A 21,532-nucleotide genomic window follows, 5' to 3' on the forward strand; every position below is an offset into this window, starting at 1 on the left:
CTCTATTTTTTCAATTATAAATTATTATAAAAACAATATTTATCATGGTCAAGAAAAGTCTCATGTATATCAACTTGTGCCTTATTCTCTTGTTTGTAAGCTGTCAATCTGAAAAAAAGGAAAAAACAGAAGCAGCGTCATTCAACGTAACAAGCCCGCTTATTAAAGATACTTTAGTCAACAAAGATTATGTTGCACAGATCCGTTCCATCAATCATATTGAGCTTCGTGCCCAGGAAAAAGGATACATCCAGTCTATTTATGTAGATGAAGGGCAGTTTGTACAAAAAGGGCAGCTGATGTTCAAAATCATGCCTAATCTTTATGAATCTGATGTAAACCGTGCCAAAGCGGAATCCAAATACGCGCAAATCGAATATCAGAATACCAAAAACCTTTCTGACAAAAACATTGTTGCCCCTCAGGAAATGGCTATGGCTAAAGCAAGGTATGAAAAAGCACAGGCCGAACTTGCTTCAATGAATACCCATTTAAAATTTACCGAAATCCGTGCTCCTTTCAATGGAATTGTAGGAAAATTACACGTACGTAAAGGAAGTCTTGTAGATGAAGGTGAGCTTGTAACCGAGCTTTCCGACAATAGCAAAATGTGGGTATATTTCAATGTACCGGAAGCTGAATATCTTAATCAGATGGATGCCAAAAAGGATAATAATCCAATGCATGTACGTTTAAGAATGGCCAATGGTAAAGAGTTTACACAAGACGGTATTGTACAAACCATAGAGTCTGATTTTGATAATGAAACAGGGAATATTGCTTACAGAGCTACTTTTCCGAACCCGAAAGGACTGTTGAGATACGGAGAAACCGGAAACATCGTTATCACCTCACCTTATGCCAATGCAATGATGATTCCACAGAAAGCGACTTTCGAAGAGCTGGAAAAGAAATATGTCTATGTGATTGGTAAAGATGGTAAAGTACATGCGAGAGAAATAAAAGTGGCTGCTGAATTACCCCATATTTATGTCGTCGCTTCAGGGCTTGGAAAGGATGACAGAATCCTTTTGGAAGGGCTTAGAATGGTTCAGGAAAACCAGAAGATCAGCTCAAAATACCAAAAGCCTGAAAAAGTAATGTCGAACCTGGATCTGTACGCCGAGTAACCCAAAAACAGCATTATGTTTAAAAAAGTAATACACCGACCGGTTTTCGCCATTGTGATATCGGTTGTGATCCTGTTTATGGGAGGGATTGCTATGAAGCAGCTTCCTACGGAACAGTTTCCAAAAATTGCCCCTACCACCGTAGCCGTTTCTATTGCCTATCCCGGCGCGAGTGCAGATGTATTGGTAAAATCATCTTTGATTACGATTGAAAATGCCATCAATGGAGTTCAGGGAATGCGTTATATCACCACCGATGCTACCAGTGCCGGGGAAGCTACGGTGAACGTTGTCTTTGATCCCGGAACCGATCCAAACGAGGCAGTAGTTCTGGTAAAAACCAGAGTAGATCAGGTAATGCCTTTATTACCGGAACTGGTACAGAAAGAAGGGGTTGTAGTAAACCCGATTCAGCCCAGTATGCTGATGTACGTGAACCTTTACAGCACGAATAAAAGTATGGATGAAAAATTCCTGTACAACTACTCTATGGTGAATATCATCCCGGAAATTAACCGTATCCACGGAATTGCAAAATCTCAGATCCTGGGAAGCCGAAGATATGCCATGCGTATCTGGCTGAACCCTGACCGTATGCGTGCTTATGACATTTCTGTAGATGAGGTGATGAAAGCTATCGGCGAACAAAGTATCATTGGACGCCCGGGGAGAATCGGACAAAGTTCCGGTATTGCAGCACAGTCACTAGAATATGTACTGACTTATAAAGGGCAATACAACAAACCGGAAGAATATGAAAATATTATCGTGCGTTCCAATGCCGAAGGAGAAAATGTAAAGCTAAAAGATATTGCCAAAGTAGAATTGGGAAGTGAATTCTTTGATATTTATTCCAATCTTGACGGACATCCTTCTGCTTCCATTGTATTGAAACAAAACTACGGAAGTAATGCCAATGACGTAATCAGAGATGTGAAAGCAAAACTGGCAGAAATGAAAGGGAACTTTCCTCCGGGAGTTGATTATAAAATCAGTTATGACGTTTCCCAATTCCTTGATGCTTCTATCGAACAGGTAATGCATACGTTGAGAGATGCGTTTATCCTTGTGGCCATCGTGGTTTTCATTTTCCTTGGTGACTGGCGTTCTACTTTGATTCCTATTATTGCCGTGCCGGTTTCTTTGATCGGAACATTCTTTGTGATCCAATTCTTTGGGTTAACCATCAACCTTGTTACTCTTTTTGCTTTGGTACTGGCCATCGGTATTGTGGTTGATAACGCGATTGTAGTGATAGAAGCCGTTCACGCCAAAATGGAAGACAGTAATATTTCGCCTTATAAAGCGGTAAAAGAAGTGATGGGTGAAATTGCCGGAGCTATTATTGCCATTACAGCCGTGATGGTAGCCGTATTCATTCCTATTTCATTTATGACAGGTCCGGTGGGAACTTTCTACCGTCAGTTTTCTATTACCATGGCAAGCTCTATTGTGATTTCTGCGGTAGTAGCCCTTACTCTGACTCCGGTTTTAGCTGCAATGCTATTGAAAAACCATCATGGAAAGCCTAAGAAAGTCAATATTTTCACCAAAGCTTTAGACTCTTTTAACAGCGGGTTTGATAAAATAACAGGAAAATATGCTTCATTCCTTAGAAAAATCGTAAGCCGAAAGGTGGTAACATGGGGAATTCTGATTGCTTTCTGTGCCGGAATTGTGATGATCAATAAAGTACTTCCGGGCGGGTTTATCCCGAATGAAGACCAGGGAACTATCTATGCTATTATCCAGACTCCTCCGGGTTCTACCCTTGAACAGACGAATAAGGTTTCCAGAACATTGCAGAAAATCTGTATGGGTGTAGACGGTGTGGAATCTGTATCATCTCTGGCAGGATACGAAATCATGACGGAAGGCCGTGGTTCGAATGCAGGAACCTGTCTGATTAACCTTAAAAGCTGGAACGACCGTGATCATTCTGTGAAGGAGATCATGGAAGAACTGGAAGAAAAATCAAAAGATCTTGGAGCTACCATTGAGTTCTTTGAACCACCAGCTGTACCAGGATTCGGATCTTCGGGAGGTTTCTCTATGAGACTTCTGGATCTGAACAGAACGACAGATTATCAGGAATTTGATAAAGCCAATAAAGATTTCATCGCACAGCTTAAAAAGCGTAAGGAGCTTTCTGGAGTCTTCACCTTTTTTGCGGCTAATTATCCTCAGTATGAGCTGGTATTTGATAATAATGCAGCCATGCAGAAAGGAGTTTCTATCGGAAAAGCGATGGACAACCTCAACATTCTGATCGGTAGTACCTATGAACAGGGCTTTATCCGTTTCGGGCAGTTCTTCAAGGTGTATGTACAGTCTTCTCCAGAATTCAGAAGACTTCCGACAGATATTATGAATCTGTATGTGAAAAATGACCGTGATGAAATGGTGCCTTATTCAGCATTTATGACGATGAAAAAGACACAGGGACCGAACGAAATCACTCGTTACAACATGTACAATTCCGCAGCAATCCGTGGTCTTCCGGCTGCAGGCTATACAACGGCAGATGCTATTCAGGCCATCAATGAAACCGCGGCCAAAACACTTCCTCACGGATATAAAGTGGCGTGGGAAGGATTGTCTTATGATGAGGCACAACGTGGTAATGAAGCGATCTATGTCTTCCTTGTTGTTTTGGTATTCGTGTATCTGGTTCTGGCGGCTCAGTATGAAAGTTTCCTGATTCCGTTTGCGGTACTTTGCTCTTTACCGGTGGGAGTTTTCGGGTCTTTCTTATTATTAAAAGCAATGGGACTTGAAAATGACATCTATGCACAGGTAGGATTGATCATGATTATCGGATTACTGGGTAAAAACGCAGTACTTATTGTAGAATTTGCCGTGAAAAGGCGTCAGACAGGAGATTCTATTCTCGAAGCTGCCGTAGAAGGCTCCAAAGCCCGTTTCAGACCGATTCTGATGACTTCTTTTGCCTTTATTGCAGGATTGGTTCCGCTTGTTTTTGCAAGAGGTGCGGGAGCGATCGGAAACCATACCATTGGGGCATCTTCACTGGGAGGAATGCTGATAGGAACACTGTTCGGAGTGATTGTAATTCCGGGGCTTTACTACATATTTGCCAAGTGGTCTGATGGTAAAAAAATGATCAAAGACGAAGATGAATCTCCATTAAGCGAAGACATGATCCATTATGAATAAAAGAAAAATATATCAATATGCAGGTCTGGCAGTCGTCTTATTAAGTCTTACTGCCTGTAAACCTATAGAAATAGCACAGCGTGCTGAAAATAAAACCGTCCCTGAAAAATACGGTTCAGCAGAAAACGACACTATCAATACCGGAAAAATGAAGTGGAATGAATATTTCAGTGATCCGCATCTCCAAGAGCTGATCAGTCAGGCCCTTCAGAATAATCAGGAACTGAATATTGTCCTTCAGGAAATTGAAATGTCTAAAAATGAAATCAAAGCCAGGAAAGGGGAATATCTTCCTTCTGTAGGTTTAAAAGCCGGAGCTGGTGTAGACAAAGTAAGCCGATACACCAATATCGGAGCTATGGAGGCCAATACCGAAATAGAGCCCGGCAGAGAAATGCCGGAACCTTTATTTGATTTTGGAGCAGGTGTTCAGGCACAGTGGGAAACGGATATCTGGGGAAAGCTGCATAATGCGACAAAAGCACAGGTACAACGATATCTTGCCAGCATTGAAGGAAAGAACTTCATGACCACTCATCTTATTTCTGAAATTGCAGATTCTTATTATGAACTGTTGGCACTGGATAATGAGTTGGTAATCCTGAATCAGAATATCAAAATTCAGAATGATGCGCTGGATATTATCAAAGAATTAAAGAAGAATGCGCGATCCAATGAACTGGCAGTACAGAGATTTGAAGCCCAGGTTCTGAAAACTCAGGGAATGCAGTATGACATTCAGCAGAAGATAGTTGAAACGGAGAACAGGATTAATTATCTGGTGGGAAGATTTCCACAACCCGTGGAAAGAAGTCAGGATTCTTTTGATTCTGTTATTCCGCAAGCTGTGTATGGAGGAATGCCTTCCGAACTATTGGAAAACCGTCCGGATATCAAACAGGCTGAATATGAACTGGCTGCTGCCAAGCTTGACATTAAAGTGGCCAAAGCAAGGTTCTACCCTTCTCTTGATCTTTCTGCAGGAGCCGGGTTACAGGCTTTTAATCCGTTGTATATCATCAAACCTCAGTCGTTTCTCTTTTCTCTTGCGGGAGAACTTACGGCACCATTGATCAACAGAAGAGCGATTAAAGCGGCTTATTATAATGCCAATGCCAAACAGATTCAGGCAGTATATCATTATGAGCAGACTGTTTTGGGAGCTTATATTGAGGTAGCGAATCAGTTGTCTAAGATTCATAATCTGGAAAGCAGTGTGAATATCAAAACGAAGGAAGTAAATGCTTTAACAAAGTCTATAGATATTTCCAACGACCTGTTCAAATATGCCCGTGCTGATTACATGGAAGTTTTACTGACTCAAAGGGATGCCCTGGAATCCAGGTTTGAGCTGGTAGAGAAGAAAGTGAACCAACTTAAAGCGAGTGTTGCTGTTTACAGAGCGCTTGGCGGTGGTTGGGATCAGGCTCCGTTGGCAGTTCCGGATATTAAGAAAGAATAAATCCATATTTTAATCTTGTTTTCATAAGAAGTCTATCGAAAGATGGACTTCTTTTTTTGTTATCACCGCAGATCTCACAGATTGACACAGAGGTTTGGGATAATTTTATATTATGATTGATCATTGATCATTTATCACTTATAACTCAAATCATCCTTAGCCCTGATAGCAGCGGTTACCCCGCAGCAGAAAGTGGATTCAGCCAGGTGCGAGGAGTATGAGCGGATAGCAGGATGACGCTCCTGATCCTTATTCTCATGAAAATACAGCTATAAAATAAATAAAAAGTCTACAAAATAAATAGACTTTTTATTTTAAATTTAATTCACACTTGAAAAATTAACTTTTTTATCATTTTTTAACATTTTCAAACATGGAATTAATTAATTAAAAATCAAATATTTACGATTCATAAATTTAATTCAAATCAATTAACCTACTAATTTAGTAGACTAATATGATTTATCTCATGCTCTTGTTTTATCTGGGTTCGTCATTTATTAGATAATTTTGACCCAGTTAAAAAAATCATAAACTTTATTCTCATGAATAAGAATACCTTTAATTCTTACCTATGCACCATTACGGTGGCAGCTTCTGCACAGCAAAATTGTTGTGGAATGTCTGCCCTTTCACAGCACAACTGCATTTCTCAAAACATGTGCTTTGATATGATGTGCATGATGATGATGTGCTAACTTTTTAAGAGATACATTCATTACTGTAGGAATTAAAGCCAAAGAGTTCAAGGCTTCTTTCATCCGGGTACCTCTCCTGTAATTTTACTATTCGTTTTATAACCTCCCTGAAAAAAGGAGGCGGAAAGTCACATTTTTTACCGGGAGATCAGCAGTAATACACAATTCAGTTTTAAACCTAGATTAATATAATGAAAAAGAAACAATGCAAGCTTGGTGTATTGGCCTTACTCCTGTTCGCGGAATATGGTTTTGCACAAAGCAAAGACAGTCTTTCCAAAGAAACTTCCATCAAAGAAGTGGTGGTGGTAGCTTTTGGGAAGCAGAAAAAAGAAGAAATTACGGGATCTGTACAGTCGCTGAAGGCTAAAGATCTTTCTAATCTTCAAAACGGAAATATTCTTCAGGGAATTGGAGGAAAAGTAGCGGGGGTACAGGTGATTTCCTCAGGACAGCCGGGCTCTCAGCCGACCATCAGAATGAGAGGAATAGGCTCTATCAACGCTTCCAGTGACCCCTTAATTGTACTGGATGGCATTCCGTACAGCGGAAACCTGAACAGTATTGCCGCATCGGATATTGAAAGCATCTCTTTTCTTGAAGATGCTTCTTCGAATGCTTTATACGGTTCCAGAGGGGCTAATGGTGTTATTATTGTGAACACCAAAAGAGGAAAAAGTAAAGGGGTGAGCGTTGAAGCTGATGTAAAAACAGGGGTTAACTTCAGGTCTATTGAAGATTATTCGGTTTATACTTCTCCTCAGGATTATTACACAGCTTATTACAACAGAGCAAGAATTGGTGAAATTGCAAGACTGAAACAGCCGGGAGCTGTTCCTTCCGGCCCTTCTCCTCATGATGTGGGACTTTCAGCACTGACAAAACTGGGATATAATGTATACAATGTTCCGTTTAATCAGCTGATATCAAAGGATGGTTCTTTTAATTCTGATGCGAAATTATTGTATCAGGACGATTGGAAGAAACTGCTTTTCAGACCTGCTTTGCGAAGAGAAGCCACGGTAGGTATCAATGCTAACGGGGATCAGATAAAATCTTATACTTCTCTTAATTATCTGGATGATAAAGGATATCTGATTTCTTCAGGTTTCGAAAGATTCGGGATCAGGTCTAATGTAGACTATACTATTACTTCAAAACTGAAACTGACCAGTGCTTTATCCTACACTTACAGCAAGCAGGATTTCGGTGAGACCGGAGGTTTCTCCAACCCGTTCCAGTTTGCCAGAAATATTGCTCCTTTCTATCCTGTTTTCCTGAGAGATAACAATTACCAGAGGCTTTATGATAGTTATGGAAATGCTCTATATGATTACGGAGACGGCCAGGGTCCCAACGGAGCCACAAGATCTTATGCGGTGTTTGAAAATCCTGTAGGGAATCTTCAGAAGAATAAATCACAAATCGTAAGTAATGTGACCAATCTTAATCTTGGGTTAAATTATGAAATCATCAGAGGACTGGATTTTACTTATAATTTTGGTGCCTATCTTGAAAATACAAGAAACCTTCAGTTTGGAAATACGGAAGGAGGAACTTCATCTTCTGTGGGAGGAACTATTTCGCAGAGTTCAAACTTTAAATATACACTGAACCATCAGCAGTTGCTTACCTACCAGAAAAAACTGGGAAATCACAGCTTCAACCTCCTTGTAGGACATGAACTGAATAAAATAAAAGATGATGGCTTTTCAGGATCAAAACAGCAGCTTTTATTACCTGACTCACAAGCTTTTGATAATGCCGTGAAAATTACCGGTTTATCAGGAAGCGGTTATGAATATGCGGTAGAAGGCTATTTCACAAGGTTACTCTATAATTATGACGGAAAATATTTCTTCAATGCCAATATCCGTAGAGACGGTTCCTCTGTATTTTCTCCGGAAAGCAGATGGGGAAATTTCTATGGACTGGGACTGGCATGGAATATCGCAAAAGAGAATTTCCTTAAGGACAACAGTGTGATTAATTCTTTAAAATTAAAAGCTTCTTACGGCCAGCAGGGAAATGACAACATTCTTTTAGGTAGTTCCAGCAGAGATTATTATGCGTATCAGGATATCTACGGAATCAACAACTTCGGGGACGACAAACCTGTTCTGTCGCTTAAAAAACAAGGAAATAAGGATTTAAAATGGGAAACCTCCAAAAACCTGAATGCCGGTTTTGAAATTTCACTTTTAAAAAACAGAATCAACCTGAATGCTGATTATTTTGAAAGGAAAGTTTCGGATATGATTTACACGCTTCCTCTTCCTCCCTCCAATGCAGGCTCCTATGTGAAGTATGGAAATATCGGAGATATGACCAACAGAGGTGTTCAGGCGAATGTCAATGTAGATATCCTTCGCGGTGATGAGTTCCAGTGGAGTTTTTATGCGAATGCCACTCACTATAAAAATAAGATTACCAGATTACCGGCTGAGCAAAGAAATACAGGACTTGTTTCAGGTTTATTTATCCTGACAGAAGGTGGAGACCGTTACACCTATTTCCTAAAAGAATTTGCCGGAGTAAATCCTGAGAACGGTGATGCTTTATGGTATCGCACAACCATCAACCCAACTACCCAAAAGGAAGAAAGAACAGTGACCAATAATTATAAGGAGGCCACCGACTATAACACCGGAAAGTCAGCGATTCCAAAGGTATATGGAGGATTCGGAACAGATTTCAGCTTTAAAAGATTTAATCTTGCAGTGAATTTCGCTTACCAGTTCGGAGGCTATGGCTATGATGATATTTACAGAAGCTTATTCCATTCTGACAGCTATGGTTCCAACTATTCAACAGATCTGGATAAAACCTGGACTCCGGAAAATCCAACGGCTGCCTTACCGAGAGTAGATCTTACCGCTACAAACCAGAACGGAAATTCAACGCTGTATCTGATCAAATCGGATTATATCAGCCTTCAGGACGTAACCCTCTCCTATCAGCTTCCCGATGGTTTTGCACAACAGGCAGGCTTATCAGGTTTGAAAATCTATGTGACAGGAAACAACCTGTACCTATGGTCCAAGAGAAAAGGCTATGATCCGAGAGCTTCGCTGACGGGAGTTTCAGATTCGTACCGGTATTCTCTGTTGTCAAGCGTCTCTTTAGGCTTTAAACTTAACTTTTAAAAGAACAGGAATGAACACAATACAATACTTTATAACAGCTGTAACCCTAAGTTTTTTGGCTACCAGCTGTGCTAATGATCTCAATACGTTACCGGAAGGGGATATTTCCGGAGAGCAGCTCAATAACGATGCAAACAGTCCGGAAAAAATTCTGGGTGGAATCTATCTTGATCTTCGAAGCAATGGTGCAGGCGGTACCACCGTTCACTCAGATTTCGGAATCATGGGAATTAAAGCAGGTGCTGATCTGATGTCTAATGATGTGATCCAGTCTACCAACCAGCATTTAGGAATGTTTTATAATTATGAAGCCACTAATGCCAGTAATATTGCTTCTGAGATTGTATGGACTACTTTTTATGCAAGAATATTCGTAATCAACAAGCTGCTGGATGGTCTGGATAAAAATGCCAATGCAAAAAACAGAGCCATTGCAGGCCAGCTGCTCGCTTTAAGAGCTTATTCCTACTTTTATCTGGTGCGTTTTTATGCCAATGATTATAACGGACATCAGTCTGAGCCCGGCCTTCCATTGGTTCTTACCGCAGCTAATCCAAGTCAGGGACTTCCGAGATCAACAGTTGCTGAGGTATATACGCAAATCAAAAAAGATATAGAAGAATCTGTAACGCTTTTGGATACTTACACCAGACCTTCCAGAGCCCAGATAGACCAAAGAACTGCTAAAGCTATTGCCGCAGAAGTATTTCTGGAAACACGGGATTATATCAAGGCAGCCCAATATGCTCAGGAAAGTAAACAGGGAATTGCCCTGATGACCGAGGATGATTATACCAATACCGGATTTTCCAATATCAATAATCCTGAGGTAATATGGGGTTTTCATAATACCATTTCCACGATGAGTATCGGAAATTATTATGCTTCTTTCTTCTCCATGTTTGATAATACGAATGAAGGATATGCCGGAGCCGCACAGATCCGTAAGCTGATTGACAAGCGTCTTTATGAAGCCATTCCGGCAACGGATTACCGTAAAAAAGTATTCAATGGAAACCAGAATGCTGCATATACATTCAACGGAAAAACGAAGAATTATCCGCCTTACGTAAGCTGGAAGTTTAAAGATCCCACGCTTTTTGAAGGAGATTATATTTACATCAGAGCATCTTCACTATATTATATACAAGCGGAAGCTCTTGCCAGACAAGGAAGAGAAGCCGAAGCAAGACAGGTATTATTTGACATTACTTCCAAAAGAGATCAGGCTTACACATTATCTACGAAATCAGGCAGCGAGCTGATTAATGAAATTGTCCTGCAAAAGAGAATAGAACTTTGGGGTGAAGGCTACGCCTGGTTTGATATGAAAAGACTTAATACTCCTTTAGAAAGAGTATACACCGGAACGAATCATACTTTTGGAAGATTCAACCTGACTCCTGATAAATTCAGATTCCAGATTCCTAATAAAGAGATTAACAATAACCCACAAATCAAACAGAATGAGTAGATAAACAGAAACAATTTTACATTCAAATATATTCAGTGACGAGGCGCCATTTACTTGTAAGTGGCGCCTTTTTTATTGACTAAGGTAAGGTGCTGATATATTTTTGACTTTCACTTGCTAAAAATCTTTGATTTTTTCGCGCCTTAAAATTATTCATAGAATTAAAAAGCTTCGCGTCTTTGCGTTTTCAAAAAACACAAATAATAAAGGTATAATTGAAAAACGTAAAGACGCAAATTCTATTAAGAAGACTGCTATAAGGCGCAAGGATTTTATCTGCGATAAAATTAAATACTTTTTATTTCAAAGCCTCTTGCAGATTCTTTATTTTATAATAATATCAGACTTGTAATGATCTTTTACGAGTTCACCATTTTTATACAATCTCTGGTTAACCACTTTTCCCTTTTCATTAAAATAAAGCCACAACGCATTTTTTCTTCCTAAAGAATCCAGACGTCCCATTTCTTTCGGCATTTTGTTGTTATGAAGAATCTTAACAGGATACAATCCTTTCAGGTCTTTCAGGAAATCCACTTTTTCAGGGATCAGTTCAGAGTCATTCCCGATTTTGAAAATATATTTTTTCCCTTTGTCACTATTCAAAATCAGTTCATCACCTGATATCTTATATTTACCTTCTGAAAAAGGTGCTGTTAAGATTTGATCATAGCTTACAAGTTCTGTTTTTAAAAACTCAAAATTCCCATCTTTTATATAAAGTGAATAGCTTCCATTTCCCGATTCCAATTCAACATATTTAGGGTATTCTTTATCTTTTTTACAGGAAATAACGGAGAAAAGAAGTACAAAAAAGCAGATAATTTTAATTTTCATACGAACTAAATTATTAAAATATCCTGAATAAAATGACAGTAGATCACCATTCTTGTTGTTTTCTGCCTCCTACTCTACCTTCTTTCCAACTCCTTAAGTTTTCTTTTCATCAGCTTAATTTCTGCAGATTGGGTTTTAAAAATATTTCTCTGAAGAATAATCAGTTGTGGATCGCTGAGGTGTACTTTTTCAGATATCAAAAGGGCAGCTGCATGATGAGGAATCATACTTTTTACAAACTGCCTGTCATCCACATTCACCTGTTCTCTGATTCCAAACCAGGAAAAAAGACTTGTCATCACTCCAATACTTACAATGATACAATTGAGTTTTCTGTTTCTATACCTCTTTCGCATAACCCATAATTCAATAAGTAACATGGCTGAAACCATCATGAGAGTCATGTATAAATTATTAATATTTGAAATAAAATTTCTCGGGTTGTCTATCATCGTGTACATAATGATGTACATAAAACAGAACATCATCAAAGCCATAAGTACAAATCGGCTGTACATTACAGAAGAATTAATTGAATGTTTTTTATCTTCTTTTAAAGAAGAGACTTCATTTTTATGCTTCATAATTTCCATAAGAGAGGGCACTGTAAATAATTATATAATTCAAAAACTTGTGATAAAAATAATACTATTTATCTGACAGGTTTATGCTTATACTCATAATAATTGACGAAAATATTTTATTGTGTAATCAAAAAAAAATATATTTGGAAACCTAAAAATTAAGACCAAACTCACATGAAAAAAGGAATTATTTTCACATTCTTCGCTCTGTTATTCCACTTATCTCTTTTCTCTCAGGGTTCTAAACTTCCGGATCTAAAAAAAACAATTGAATCCATTCTCTCCAATAAAAAGGCAGATGTAGGAGTTTCAATTATTGATCCTTACCACAAAGAAAGAATACAGATTAATGGCAATAAGCTTTATCCAATGCTCAGTACCGTAAAGTTTCCAATTGCATTAACGGTTCTGAACAAAATAGAAAAAGGTGAACTTTCTTTACAGCAAAAACTGCTCATTAAAAAAGAGGAATTATTGGAAGATACCTGGAGCCCATTCAGGAAAGAATATCCTGATGGTAATATAGAAATCAGTTTGGAAGAAGCTATAAAATGGATGGTTTCTTACAGTGACAATAATTTAACTGATATTTTGCTGAGGTTAATTGGCGGGCCTGAGCCTGTACAACAATTCATCAATAGTAAAGATTTCATAATTAGGAACAATGAAGAAGATATGCATAAAGACTGGGAATCTCAATTTGTAAACAAAATAACACCCAATGAGACTACCAAACTGCTTGAGACATTCAACAATGGAAAAATTCTCAACAAAAAACATACATTGTGGCTTTATAACGCCATGCTTAACAACACTACAGGAACAAAAAGGCTGAAGGGCAATTTGCCACAACATGTAAAAACAGCCCATAGAACAGGAACTTCCTTTACAAATAAAGAAGGAATGACGGGCGCTGTTAATGATTTTGGTATTATAGAAATTTCCGGTAAGAAAAAGTTCTACATCGCTGTTTTTATTCATGATACTTATGAAAAATTCGGTGATGCGGAAGCTATTATTGCTGATATCTCCAAAGCGGCCTATGAATATTACAACAAAAAATAAATGATGACCATAACAAAATTACTCTTCACAGGTGCAATTTCTACCCTGCTATCTATTAACGCGACAGCTCAGAGAAAAGACACTTATGCCCATAAAATTGACAGCATTATCACAGCTTCCAGCCCGATACAGTTCAATGGCGTTGTTCTGGTCACTCAAAAAGGAAATATACAATATCTGAAATCCAACGGTTACAAGGATTTTGAAAAAAAAATTCCTTTGAAAACAGATGATCAGTTTGAAATCATGTCAAACTCCAAGCAGGTGACCGCTGTTTTGGTTCTACAGGCTGCCGAACAGGGAAAACTGGATCTTCATACTCCTATCAAAAAATATCTTCCCACTCTTACACAAACCTGGGCAGATACAGTAACAATCCATCATCTCCTTAACCATACTCACGGAATTACCAAACTGGAAAAATCCTCAGCTTTCAAAGCCGGTTCACAGTTTAAATATGGAAATCTCTCTTATATGATGCTTGGAGAAATTCTTAAAAATACCACAGGAAAAAGTTTCACAGAACTTGCCAGTTCTCTTTTTAAAAAACTAAGAATGGATCAGACTTTTGTTTATAACCCAAAGAATAATCAATCTCTCGTTCCCGGTTATATGAATGAAAACAATCAGTTTGAGAAAGTAAAAGAGTCTTTTCTGAATGATGACATTGCTCCTGCCGCAGGAATCATTTCCACCGTACAGGATCTGGCAAAATGGGATCAGGCATTATTTAAAGGTAAACTTCTCTCCCCGGAATTTCAGAAATTAATGATGACCCCTTCCACCCGTTCTCAGCATGATGTATTTGGAAAAGAAAGCATGGGATTCGGGTACAATATAAGGTTCATCAAAGAATCAGGTCTGGATTATTTTGCCGTGACTGGTCTTGGCGATGGCTTCACCTGTCTTAACACCTACTTTCCTTCCACAGATACAACATTGATCATCCTAGAAAATCAGATGCCTGAAAACCGTGAATACTGGAGTTTCAAAGAGGCTGCAATAAAAAATGCTGTTCTGAAGGCAATAACTTCTAAGTAAACCACAAAAAGCTTTTAAAACAAACAGTATTTAATTTTATCGCAGATAAGATCTTTGACTGCTTTCAACAATAATAAACTGATTGTCAACAAACACCAGATCTCTGTTGGGAGAAGCTACAAACAAGAGTTTGATGCTTTTGTAGCCACTGTTTCTAAAAACAAACTGTTATAATTTCTCTAATTTTACTTCACAAAATTTCAATTTTAATATTTATTTTAAATTAATTTTTTAATTAAATCTTACGTAAAGGTTTTTCAAACTGTTTTTCAACACATTACATCCTTCCAACGAGCAAAAACATATCGCAAACAAGCATCGCAGCACTTTAATAAAAAAGAATTAATCTCATGGTTACCAAACTTTTATACAAACCATGAAATCCATAGCATCAGCAGATGATCACGTATCAATATTAAAAAAAAGTGTTACTTTTGCTTTAACGAATAAAATTGTTTTTTAGCTTTTTTATGAGTAAATTTATGTGCACCAAGTTATAAAACATTAAAATTCATTCCATGAGAAAAATAATTCTACTTATTACATGTATGTTCGGTATTTCAGTTTTCTCACAGATCAAAGTGTTGAAAAATGAAAGTTTGGTGGAAATTGGTAAAGATAATTCCGTTGGTCTCTATAAAAAGGAAGATAAATTTACAGTCAACTACCAGGATCTGAACACCAGCAACCTGAACACAATCCGCTCTTTTTCATTCCAGAATCTTAATGGTGATGTGGCCGGATTATATAAGCTTATTATGGATGGTTTTGTTACCACTCCAGAAGAAAATGTTGTATTGGAACTTCCCAATGACATCATAGAACTTCATTATGAAAAAAACTATGGTCAACAAACCATGCAGTTTATCCAGGTGATCAACAAAAACAGAAAGTACATTGGAAAATCACAGTTTTTAACCCAAAAACAGGTCGAAAAAATTTTTGGAAGAACCAATGGAAAGTATGCGATGTATGACAAACCGGCCACGATAAACCCAACGGGTAATAAGGGAACCACAAATACAGCCTCTACAGCAACTCCGGCATCAGGCGGAGCCAAGAAAAAATCAAGAAAATAATTATATTTTATAAATATTGCGAAACTCATTCTATCGGATGAGTTTTTTTATTTTATTTTTGCAGAAAGATAGTAAAACTTATGCCGCTTCAGATAATCAATTTAACCAAAAAATTTGGTGAACAGACTGCCCTTGACAACATCAACATTTCTATTGATAAAAATGAGGTCATCGGTCTTCTTGGCCCAAACGGTGCCGGAAAATCTACCCTGATGAAATCTATTGTCGGTGCACTGAAAATTGATCAGGGAGAAATTATTTTCAATGGAATGAATATCTCAGACCATGAGATCGAAAGCAAAAAGAAAATCGGTTTTCTTCCTGAAAATAATCCGCTTTATCTGGAGATGTATGTGAAAGAATACCTTCAGTTTGTTGCCAACATCCACAAAATTTCTGAATCCAGGGTAGATGAGGTGATCGATCTGGTAGGAATTACTCCCGAAAAATCTAAAAAGATCGGCCAGTTATCTAAAGGATATAAACAGCGTGTAGGGCTTGCACAGGCCATTATTCATCAACCGGATTTACTGATTCTGGATGAGCCTACCAACGGTCTTGATCCTAACCAAATCATTGAAATCCGTAATGTGGTAAAAGAAATCGGACAGCAAAAGACTGTTTTACTTTCTACCCACATTATGCAGGAAGTGGAGGCGCTTTGCTCTAGAGTCATTCTGATCCATAAAGGAAATATTCTTCAGGACTGCCCTATTGATGAGTTTAAAGGTAAATTTGAAAGCCTGGAAGATGCTTTTGCAAATTATACGCAAAATTTTGAGGTTGAACCTAAAAATTAAGAGTACTATTTTGTAATTATGAAGACAAAATTTACTTTTAAAGCATTTTTAACATCTTTATTGTTAATTCCTTTTTTATATCTTATTATAGTAGTTATCCCTGGGATCATTATCACAGAAAATGATAATACCCCATTATTTCCAAGAATATTTATCCCAAGTATACTTATCTTTTCATTTCTAATAGTATTTGGAGAAGTAAGAACAAAATGTATCAGCGCAACAATTAACAAAAATGAAATCGTTGTAAAAAGATTTTTTGGGCTTCAAGTTAAAATTTATAAATTCTCTGAGATTGAAGGCTGGAAATATAGCCATTTGACAGGTAATGGAGGCACTTACGAATACCTTTATTTGTATAAAGATGGAACTAAAGTCGTAAAAATATCGCAATTCTATCATAAAAATTATTTTAAGATAAAAAATCACATTCAAGGAAATTTTAAGTATTTAGGTTACGAAAAGTTATCTTATACTGATGAGTTCAAAGAAATATTTAAATAATCACTTCACATTATTTTTAATTACTTTAACTAAAACAAATTATTATAATTAAGAAATCGCCCGAAAGTTTTTCGGGCGATTTTTTAGTTTTTAATGATATATCCTACAGGTGCTGTAAATTTTAAAATCTCATACTTTTTATAGTGGATCCAGAATTTATTCTTGTTATTAAAATCCTGATTCATGTAAAGTGTATCTTTTTGAGGCATAAGCACAACATAAATATCTTTATCAACAACTCTCATTTTCTCGCTTACAAGATGAATATCCGACAATTCTCTTTTTGAAAAAAGTGAATTTTTCTGTTCTATTTTTGAAGCATTTATATTTTTTACAAGTTCATTTTTAACCATATGATTGCGTACTGTAATCATTAAAAAAAATAAAATCAAGCTGATAAGCATACCCAAAAAGGCCCAAGAACTTTTTTTCACAATTTCACAATAGATTTCAATAATAGAGAAAACAAAAAAACTAATAATCAGTAATGTTATAATGAGCTGAACGATATAAATCATTTTAAAAATTCAAAATTTGAGTTAAGTTTAAATTATTTGTCAATTGAGTTAAGAATTGTTATCAGGCTTTTCTTCAGAAGTAGAAACAGTCTCTCCATTTTTCTTCTGAACCTGTTCCAACAGCTGAAGTCCTAAAAGCCCGCTGATTCCTCCATTCGCAGAATCTCCGCTTCCTCCGATTAACACTTCAGGCATTATTCTTACATTCTGATTCGCTATATTTTCCATGATTTTTAATTGGGTAAAATTATTGCCGCCCATTGCTTCCACAGACAGTTTGTAAGATTCTGCATTAGATTTACCGATAGCCAGAATTTTTTCTGCTTCAGCATTACCGGTCAATGAAATCTGCTCAGCACTTGCTTTGGCCAGCAACTCTATTTTTTCTGCTTCGGCTTTTGCGAGAAGTCTAGTTTTCTCAGCTTCTCCGGTTGCCAGCAGTTTCAATCGGTCTCCTTCCGCGTTTGCCTGCAGTCTTACAGAATTGGCGTCTCCGGTTGCTTTTTTCACCGATGCATCTGCAATCCTTTCTGCAATCACAACCCCCTGATCTGCTTTTACAATTTCTTTCTGCATATCCGCAACAGCCGTTTCTTTTTCCAGTGCCTGACGGGTTTCCTGAGCCAGCATTTCAGTTTCATAAGTTATTTTCTGCTCTTCCGCCAGTTTTCTGTCTGTTAGAGTTTTCATTAAACTTTCCGGTGGAACAATAGCTCCAATCAAAGTATCAACAGCATTCACGTTATATTGTTCCAAAACACTGCTGATGTGGTCTTTTGCCGACTGTTGTCTTTCTTTTCGTGTCCCTAAAAATGCAATCACATCACTGTCCTGCGCTGAGTTTCTGAAATAATTCCCAATCGTAGGCTCTAAAACCTGACTTACAAGATTGATCATATTCCCGAAACGGGCAATTACTTTTGGAGCTTCATAAGTTGGAATATGAATGATCTGGGAAACATCAAGATTAAAAGGGAAACCGTCTTTACTTCGAACGGTAATCGTTGAAAGATTTTTATCAAGTTGATGAGATTCGCTTCTTTCATAAGCCCAGTTCAAAACTAAGTTGGTGGTAGGAACAAGCTCAACCTTCATAATATAAGGATTAATAGGATATTTTCCCGGACCAATGGGTTCTGCCCATACACCTTTATGGCCTTTCTCTACGATATTTCCATGTTTAAAATCGACTCCGCTGAGGTCTTTTCCTTCTTCACCTACATAGCTGATGATTACTCCGACATGACCGATCGGAATTTCCGTCATTTTTACCATTTCAACTTTTGTAAACCAGGGATTCAGAAAATAGGAACCAGCCAGGATTACCTGCTCCTGAAGGCCTTTATATCCTCCGTTACTTAAAAAAGTGTCCACATCCTGGAACTTATTATGATCATTGATAATTTTACCGGCAATCTGACCTTCTTCTAAAGGACTTCCTTCCATTGTTGTGATAATTCCCACCGCATTGTCAGGAATTTGAGTCATCTCCGTTAATTCTACTTCAAATAATAATGTATTGATCCTGTATGATCCCGGTGCAATAATCGCAGTCTGGCGGCCTTTTCTTCCTCCGTTTTTTAAAAAGGCTTCAGCATCCTGAAAAGAATCGCAGTCTACTTTTCTGGCTAAGATCCTTCCCGTTTCCAGTTCTATACCGTCTTTTGCCAGCAGTAACCCTATTTTACCCGTCGGAATCACTGTAAAAGATTGAAAATCGATAGAATACTGCCAGATCCATTTTCCAAAATATACTCCCGGAGCCAATGTCTGAGCCTGAAAACCTGCTTCTCCGTTGGTGGCAATAATTCTGCCTTCCGGAAGTTCCTGTTTTCCTACCAACACAAATTTTTTGGTCACCAAACCGATTTTGTCCTGGGGAACAATAATCAATCCAAAGAAAATTCTTAAAATGAATTTGTAAAAAAGTACGCACAAAAGCGCCATTACGGCCGGAATCATCCAGCCATGAAAACCTAATTCCATAGTTTGTTTTTGTTTTTTAGTTAAATTTTAAAACGGGGATTGCGCTCTGATTCTTCAGAATACGAAAAAACAGAGTACGAATTATGTGATAATTCTTTCGAAAAAATTAAGAAATTACAGGAGGAGATGTATTAAAAATCGTGAAGATGATTTCTGATACTTTTAATAGAAAAAACTTAAAGTTAATTAGTTTCATTTTGATAATAAAGGAACGAGATCCTTTGATGATACAAATGTACATAAGAAAAGTATTCAGTTGTTTCAGAATTTGATACTATTTCGCCAACAAAATAGTAATCAACTGAAAATCAACAATATTATTTTCAATAACCCATAAATAAAAGTCCTAAGAACTTCTTTTTCAGAACGATACCCGGTCTATTTAACGAAAATTGGCTCTATATTTGATAGAGTCTGAAATGTTAACCAATAACCACTCAATATGATAAAGCATATTTTATTAGGGACTTTCTGCTTAGTTCAGTTTTCTTTTGTTCATGCTAAAGAAGTTCCCGCTCCAAAGACAGACGGTTTTATAACTTCTTCTACCCTTCAGCAGGTACCGAAAACTGTTATTATTAAAACCAAAAAGTTCAAGATCAGAATCGACAAACAACCGAATGGCAAGTACCTTTACCAGTCATGGAATGCCAACGCAAAGATTACGGCAAAACCAAGCATGATCATCAGTGACGGAGAGTTGATTCCTGATGGTACAGGAGGCAACTATTATATCAACTTCAATAATGAGGGGCACAGTTATCAGATCTGGAGAAATTATCTTACAGATTCTCCGAAAAAAGCACCTTATACATTAGTTGTAAATGATGCGGATGACCGTGAAATCGTTCGCCAGGACGGATATGTCGTGAAAAATTAGAATTATAAAAGAGGGAAGCTGAAAGAATGAGGCTGAAAAGTTGTTATAGTCTGCCTATAACTTCTCTTTTAGAACCCAAGATTGTTTTCCTTTCTTATAAAATAAAAGTCCTGTATTGATTAATGCAGGATTTTTTTATGTTCCGGATTGTTTTAATTCTGTGAAAAAAGTACTTTCTTCATAGCTTTCTTTTGCTGCTTTGTAACCGATATTGAAAATCTCTTCCAGTCTGTCTTTTCTCCGTTCGAAAGTTCCGTAGGAAGATAATTTTTGGGAAGAAATGAACCAGTCGCAGTAATCAAATTTTATTTTTTCGATCCTGTAGGACAGAAGGTCGTAAGAGCGGGAAACAATAGCTTTAATAGAGTTTAGATCCTTAATCTTTGCTTCATTGGGTGGAGATACAAATACACCGATCAGCTTATCACAGTCTTCTCTGATGATATCTGCCGGAAAGTTATTCAGTACTCCTCCATCACAATACATTTCATCACCGATGATATAAGGAGTGGTAATTCCCGGAATAGAGCATGAAGCAATAATGGCATCAACAACCTCAAAGTCTTTATCAAAAATCTTCTGGGTTCCGGCGACAAGCTCTGTGGCTACAATTTTCACCTCGATATCAAGATCACCCAATTTCATATCATGGAAAATAGGTTTCAGATAGTTTCTGAAGATCACTGAAGAAACCAAGCCCGGCTGATTGAAGGTAAAGTGCTTCCAGTTGAAAAAATAGACGGAATTGAAAAATTCCAGGATTTCTTCCGGAGTTTTTCCTATAGCATGCAGACATCCTACAATAGAACCTGCGCTACAGCAGGAAAGGATATCGACTTCAATTCTTTTTTCCTGTAGGAATTTTAATACTCCTGCATGAGCGATTCCTTTGGTACCGCCTCCTGATAAAACAAGTCCTACTCTCTCAAAATTCATTGAATAAATGTAAGAAAACAGGCTGAAATAATTAAGTTAATTTTTATAAATATGCTGATTTTAAAATTATTTTAAGAAAAATCATTAAAATCACATCAAAATTCAATCAAAATAATTTTAACGCCTTAAGCAGCATGTCCTTCTATCTGCTATTAAAACCCATACTTTTCAAAATTAATGTAAAAATGATCATTCAGATATTAAAATATATACTG

17 protein-coding genes are annotated in these 21,532 nt (G+C 37.4%); 12 read left to right on the forward strand and 5 right to left on the reverse strand.

The window, feature by feature from the left end:
* Window positions 1–44 precede the first annotated feature (44 nt).
* The 6 genes from PZ898_RS07350 to PZ898_RS07375 all read left to right on the forward strand — a co-directional run bounded on the left by PZ898_RS07350 (window position 45) and on the right by PZ898_RS07375 (window position 11,087).
* Window positions 45–1,130: an efflux RND transporter periplasmic adaptor subunit gene (locus tag PZ898_RS07350; RefSeq protein WP_123279627.1), complete on the forward strand. Its 1,086-nt coding sequence runs from the start codon at window positions 45–47 to the stop codon at window positions 1,128–1,130.
* A gap of 15 nt (window positions 1,131–1,145) precedes the next feature.
* Complete coding sequence (locus PZ898_RS07355) at window positions 1,146–4,307, forward strand: efflux RND transporter permease subunit (RefSeq protein WP_277695184.1); 3,162 nt, start codon at window positions 1,146–1,148, stop codon at window positions 4,305–4,307.
* Window positions 4,300–5,769 carry a TolC family protein gene (locus PZ898_RS07360; protein ID WP_277695185.1) on the forward strand — a complete coding sequence of 490 codons (1,470 nt, stop codon included), beginning with the start codon at window positions 4,300–4,302 and terminating at the stop codon, window positions 5,767–5,769. The genes PZ898_RS07355 and PZ898_RS07360 overlap by 8 nt, the downstream gene beginning before the upstream one ends.
* Before the next feature lie 545 nt (window positions 5,770–6,314).
* Window positions 6,315–6,467 (forward strand): hypothetical protein, encoded by a 153-nt coding sequence (locus PZ898_RS07365; RefSeq protein ID WP_157885756.1) that lies wholly within the window; start codon window positions 6,315–6,317, stop codon window positions 6,465–6,467.
* Window positions 6,468–6,658: 191 nt separating this feature from the next.
* Window positions 6,659–9,613, forward strand: a complete 2,955-nt coding sequence (locus PZ898_RS07370; protein ID WP_277695186.1) for a SusC/RagA family TonB-linked outer membrane protein — start codon at window positions 6,659–6,661, stop codon at window positions 9,611–9,613.
* 10 nt (window positions 9,614–9,623) lie between these two features.
* Window positions 9,624–11,087, forward strand: a complete 1,464-nt coding sequence (locus PZ898_RS07375; protein WP_062671974.1) for a RagB/SusD family nutrient uptake outer membrane protein — start codon at window positions 9,624–9,626, stop codon at window positions 11,085–11,087.
* A gap of 324 nt (window positions 11,088–11,411) precedes the next feature.
* Here PZ898_RS07375 and PZ898_RS07380 read toward each other — a convergent pair whose 3' ends face one another.
* Together PZ898_RS07380 and PZ898_RS07385 are read right to left on the reverse strand one after the other, a co-directional pair.
* Window positions 11,412–11,924 (reverse strand): hypothetical protein, encoded by a 513-nt coding sequence (locus tag PZ898_RS07380; protein ID WP_062671976.1) that lies wholly within the window; start codon window positions 11,922–11,924, stop codon window positions 11,412–11,414.
* Window positions 11,925–11,998: 74 nt separating this feature from the next.
* Entirely contained in the window at window positions 11,999–12,508 is a 510-nt protein-coding gene (locus PZ898_RS07385; RefSeq protein ID WP_228432473.1) for a DUF305 domain-containing protein, read from the reverse strand.
* A gap of 174 nt (window positions 12,509–12,682) precedes the next feature.
* On the opposite strand from PZ898_RS07385, the gene bla reads away from it, so the two are divergent.
* From bla to PZ898_RS07410, 5 genes are all read left to right on the forward strand, one after another.
* Entirely contained in the window at window positions 12,683–13,573 is an 891-nt protein-coding gene (gene bla, locus PZ898_RS07390) for a class A beta-lactamase (RefSeq protein WP_277695187.1), read from the forward strand.
* Entirely contained in the window at window positions 13,574–14,614 is a 1,041-nt protein-coding gene (locus PZ898_RS07395; protein WP_277695188.1) for a serine hydrolase domain-containing protein, read from the forward strand. It abuts the gene before it with no gap.
* A 518-nt stretch (window positions 14,615–15,132) separates the two neighbouring features.
* Window positions 15,133–15,693: a hypothetical protein gene (locus PZ898_RS07400; RefSeq protein WP_062671985.1), complete on the forward strand. Its 561-nt coding sequence runs from the start codon at window positions 15,133–15,135 to the stop codon at window positions 15,691–15,693.
* Between the two features lie 80 nt (window positions 15,694–15,773).
* Window positions 15,774–16,493, forward strand: coding sequence for an ATP-binding cassette domain-containing protein (locus tag PZ898_RS07405; RefSeq protein ID WP_277695189.1), 720 nt, complete (start codon window positions 15,774–15,776; stop codon window positions 16,491–16,493).
* Between the two features lie 18 nt (window positions 16,494–16,511).
* Window positions 16,512–16,997 carry a hypothetical protein gene (locus PZ898_RS07410; RefSeq protein ID WP_277695190.1) on the forward strand — a complete coding sequence of 162 codons (486 nt, stop codon included), beginning with the start codon at window positions 16,512–16,514 and terminating at the stop codon, window positions 16,995–16,997.
* Between the two features lie 83 nt (window positions 16,998–17,080).
* Here the strand turns inward: PZ898_RS07410 and PZ898_RS07415 are convergent, their stop codons facing one another.
* Both PZ898_RS07415 and PZ898_RS07420 read right to left on the reverse strand, forming a co-directional pair.
* Window positions 17,081–17,431 (reverse strand): hypothetical protein, encoded by a 351-nt coding sequence (locus tag PZ898_RS07415; protein ID WP_147367576.1) that lies wholly within the window; start codon window positions 17,429–17,431, stop codon window positions 17,081–17,083.
* Between the two features lie 132 nt (window positions 17,432–17,563).
* Window positions 17,564–19,501, reverse strand: coding sequence for an SPFH domain-containing protein (locus PZ898_RS07420; protein WP_062671992.1), 1,938 nt, complete (start codon window positions 19,499–19,501; stop codon window positions 17,564–17,566).
* Window positions 19,502–19,943: 442 nt separating this feature from the next.
* Here PZ898_RS07420 and PZ898_RS07425 point away from each other — a divergent pair, with 442 nt between their 5' ends.
* Complete coding sequence (locus PZ898_RS07425; RefSeq protein WP_277695191.1) at window positions 19,944–20,381, forward strand: hypothetical protein; 438 nt, start codon at window positions 19,944–19,946, stop codon at window positions 20,379–20,381.
* 135 nt (window positions 20,382–20,516) lie between these two features.
* Here the strand turns inward: PZ898_RS07425 and PZ898_RS07430 are convergent, their stop codons facing one another.
* A complete protein-coding gene (locus PZ898_RS07430) occupies window positions 20,517–21,317 on the reverse strand; it encodes a patatin-like phospholipase family protein (protein ID WP_277695192.1) in 801 nt (266 codons plus the stop codon).
* Window positions 21,318–21,532 lie beyond the last annotated feature (215 nt).

Origin of the sequence: Chryseobacterium sp. WX (genome assembly GCF_029542485.1) — a bacterium.
GTDB classification, from domain to species: domain Bacteria; phylum Bacteroidota; class Bacteroidia; order Flavobacteriales; family Weeksellaceae; genus Chryseobacterium; species Chryseobacterium cucumeris.

Coding starts and splice junctions, on each gene's coding strand:
- PZ898_RS07350 (WP_123279627.1), top strand. CDS start 45: ATGGTCAAGAAAAGTCTCATGTATATCAACTTGTGCCTTATTCTCTTG.
- PZ898_RS07355 (WP_277695184.1), top strand. CDS start 1,146: ATGTTTAAAAAAGTAATACACCGACCGGTTTTCGCCATTGTGATATCG.
- PZ898_RS07360 (WP_277695185.1), top strand. CDS start 4,300: ATGAATAAAAGAAAAATATATCAATATGCAGGTCTGGCAGTCGTCTTA.
- PZ898_RS07365 (WP_157885756.1), top strand. CDS start 6,315: ATGAATAAGAATACCTTTAATTCTTACCTATGCACCATTACGGTGGCA.
- PZ898_RS07370 (WP_277695186.1), top strand. CDS start 6,659: ATGAAAAAGAAACAATGCAAGCTTGGTGTATTGGCCTTACTCCTGTTC.
- PZ898_RS07375 (WP_062671974.1), top strand. CDS start 9,624: ATGAACACAATACAATACTTTATAACAGCTGTAACCCTAAGTTTTTTG.
- PZ898_RS07380 (WP_062671976.1), bottom strand. CDS start 11,924: ATGAAAATTAAAATTATCTGCTTTTTTGTACTTCTTTTCTCCGTTATT.
- PZ898_RS07385 (WP_228432473.1), bottom strand. CDS start 12,508: ATGAAGCATAAAAATGAAGTCTCTTCTTTAAAAGAAGATAAAAAACAT.
- bla (WP_277695187.1), top strand. CDS start 12,683: ATGAAAAAAGGAATTATTTTCACATTCTTCGCTCTGTTATTCCACTTA.
- PZ898_RS07395 (WP_277695188.1), top strand. CDS start 13,574: ATGATGACCATAACAAAATTACTCTTCACAGGTGCAATTTCTACCCTG.
- PZ898_RS07400 (WP_062671985.1), top strand. CDS start 15,133: ATGAGAAAAATAATTCTACTTATTACATGTATGTTCGGTATTTCAGTT.
- PZ898_RS07405 (WP_277695189.1), top strand. CDS start 15,774: ATGCCGCTTCAGATAATCAATTTAACCAAAAAATTTGGTGAACAGACT.
- PZ898_RS07410 (WP_277695190.1), top strand. CDS start 16,512: ATGAAGACAAAATTTACTTTTAAAGCATTTTTAACATCTTTATTGTTA.
- PZ898_RS07420 (WP_062671992.1), bottom strand. CDS start 19,501: ATGGAATTAGGTTTTCATGGCTGGATGATTCCGGCCGTAATGGCGCTT.
- PZ898_RS07425 (WP_277695191.1), top strand. CDS start 19,944: ATGATAAAGCATATTTTATTAGGGACTTTCTGCTTAGTTCAGTTTTCT.
- PZ898_RS07430 (WP_277695192.1), bottom strand. CDS start 21,317: ATGAATTTTGAGAGAGTAGGACTTGTTTTATCAGGAGGCGGTACCAAA.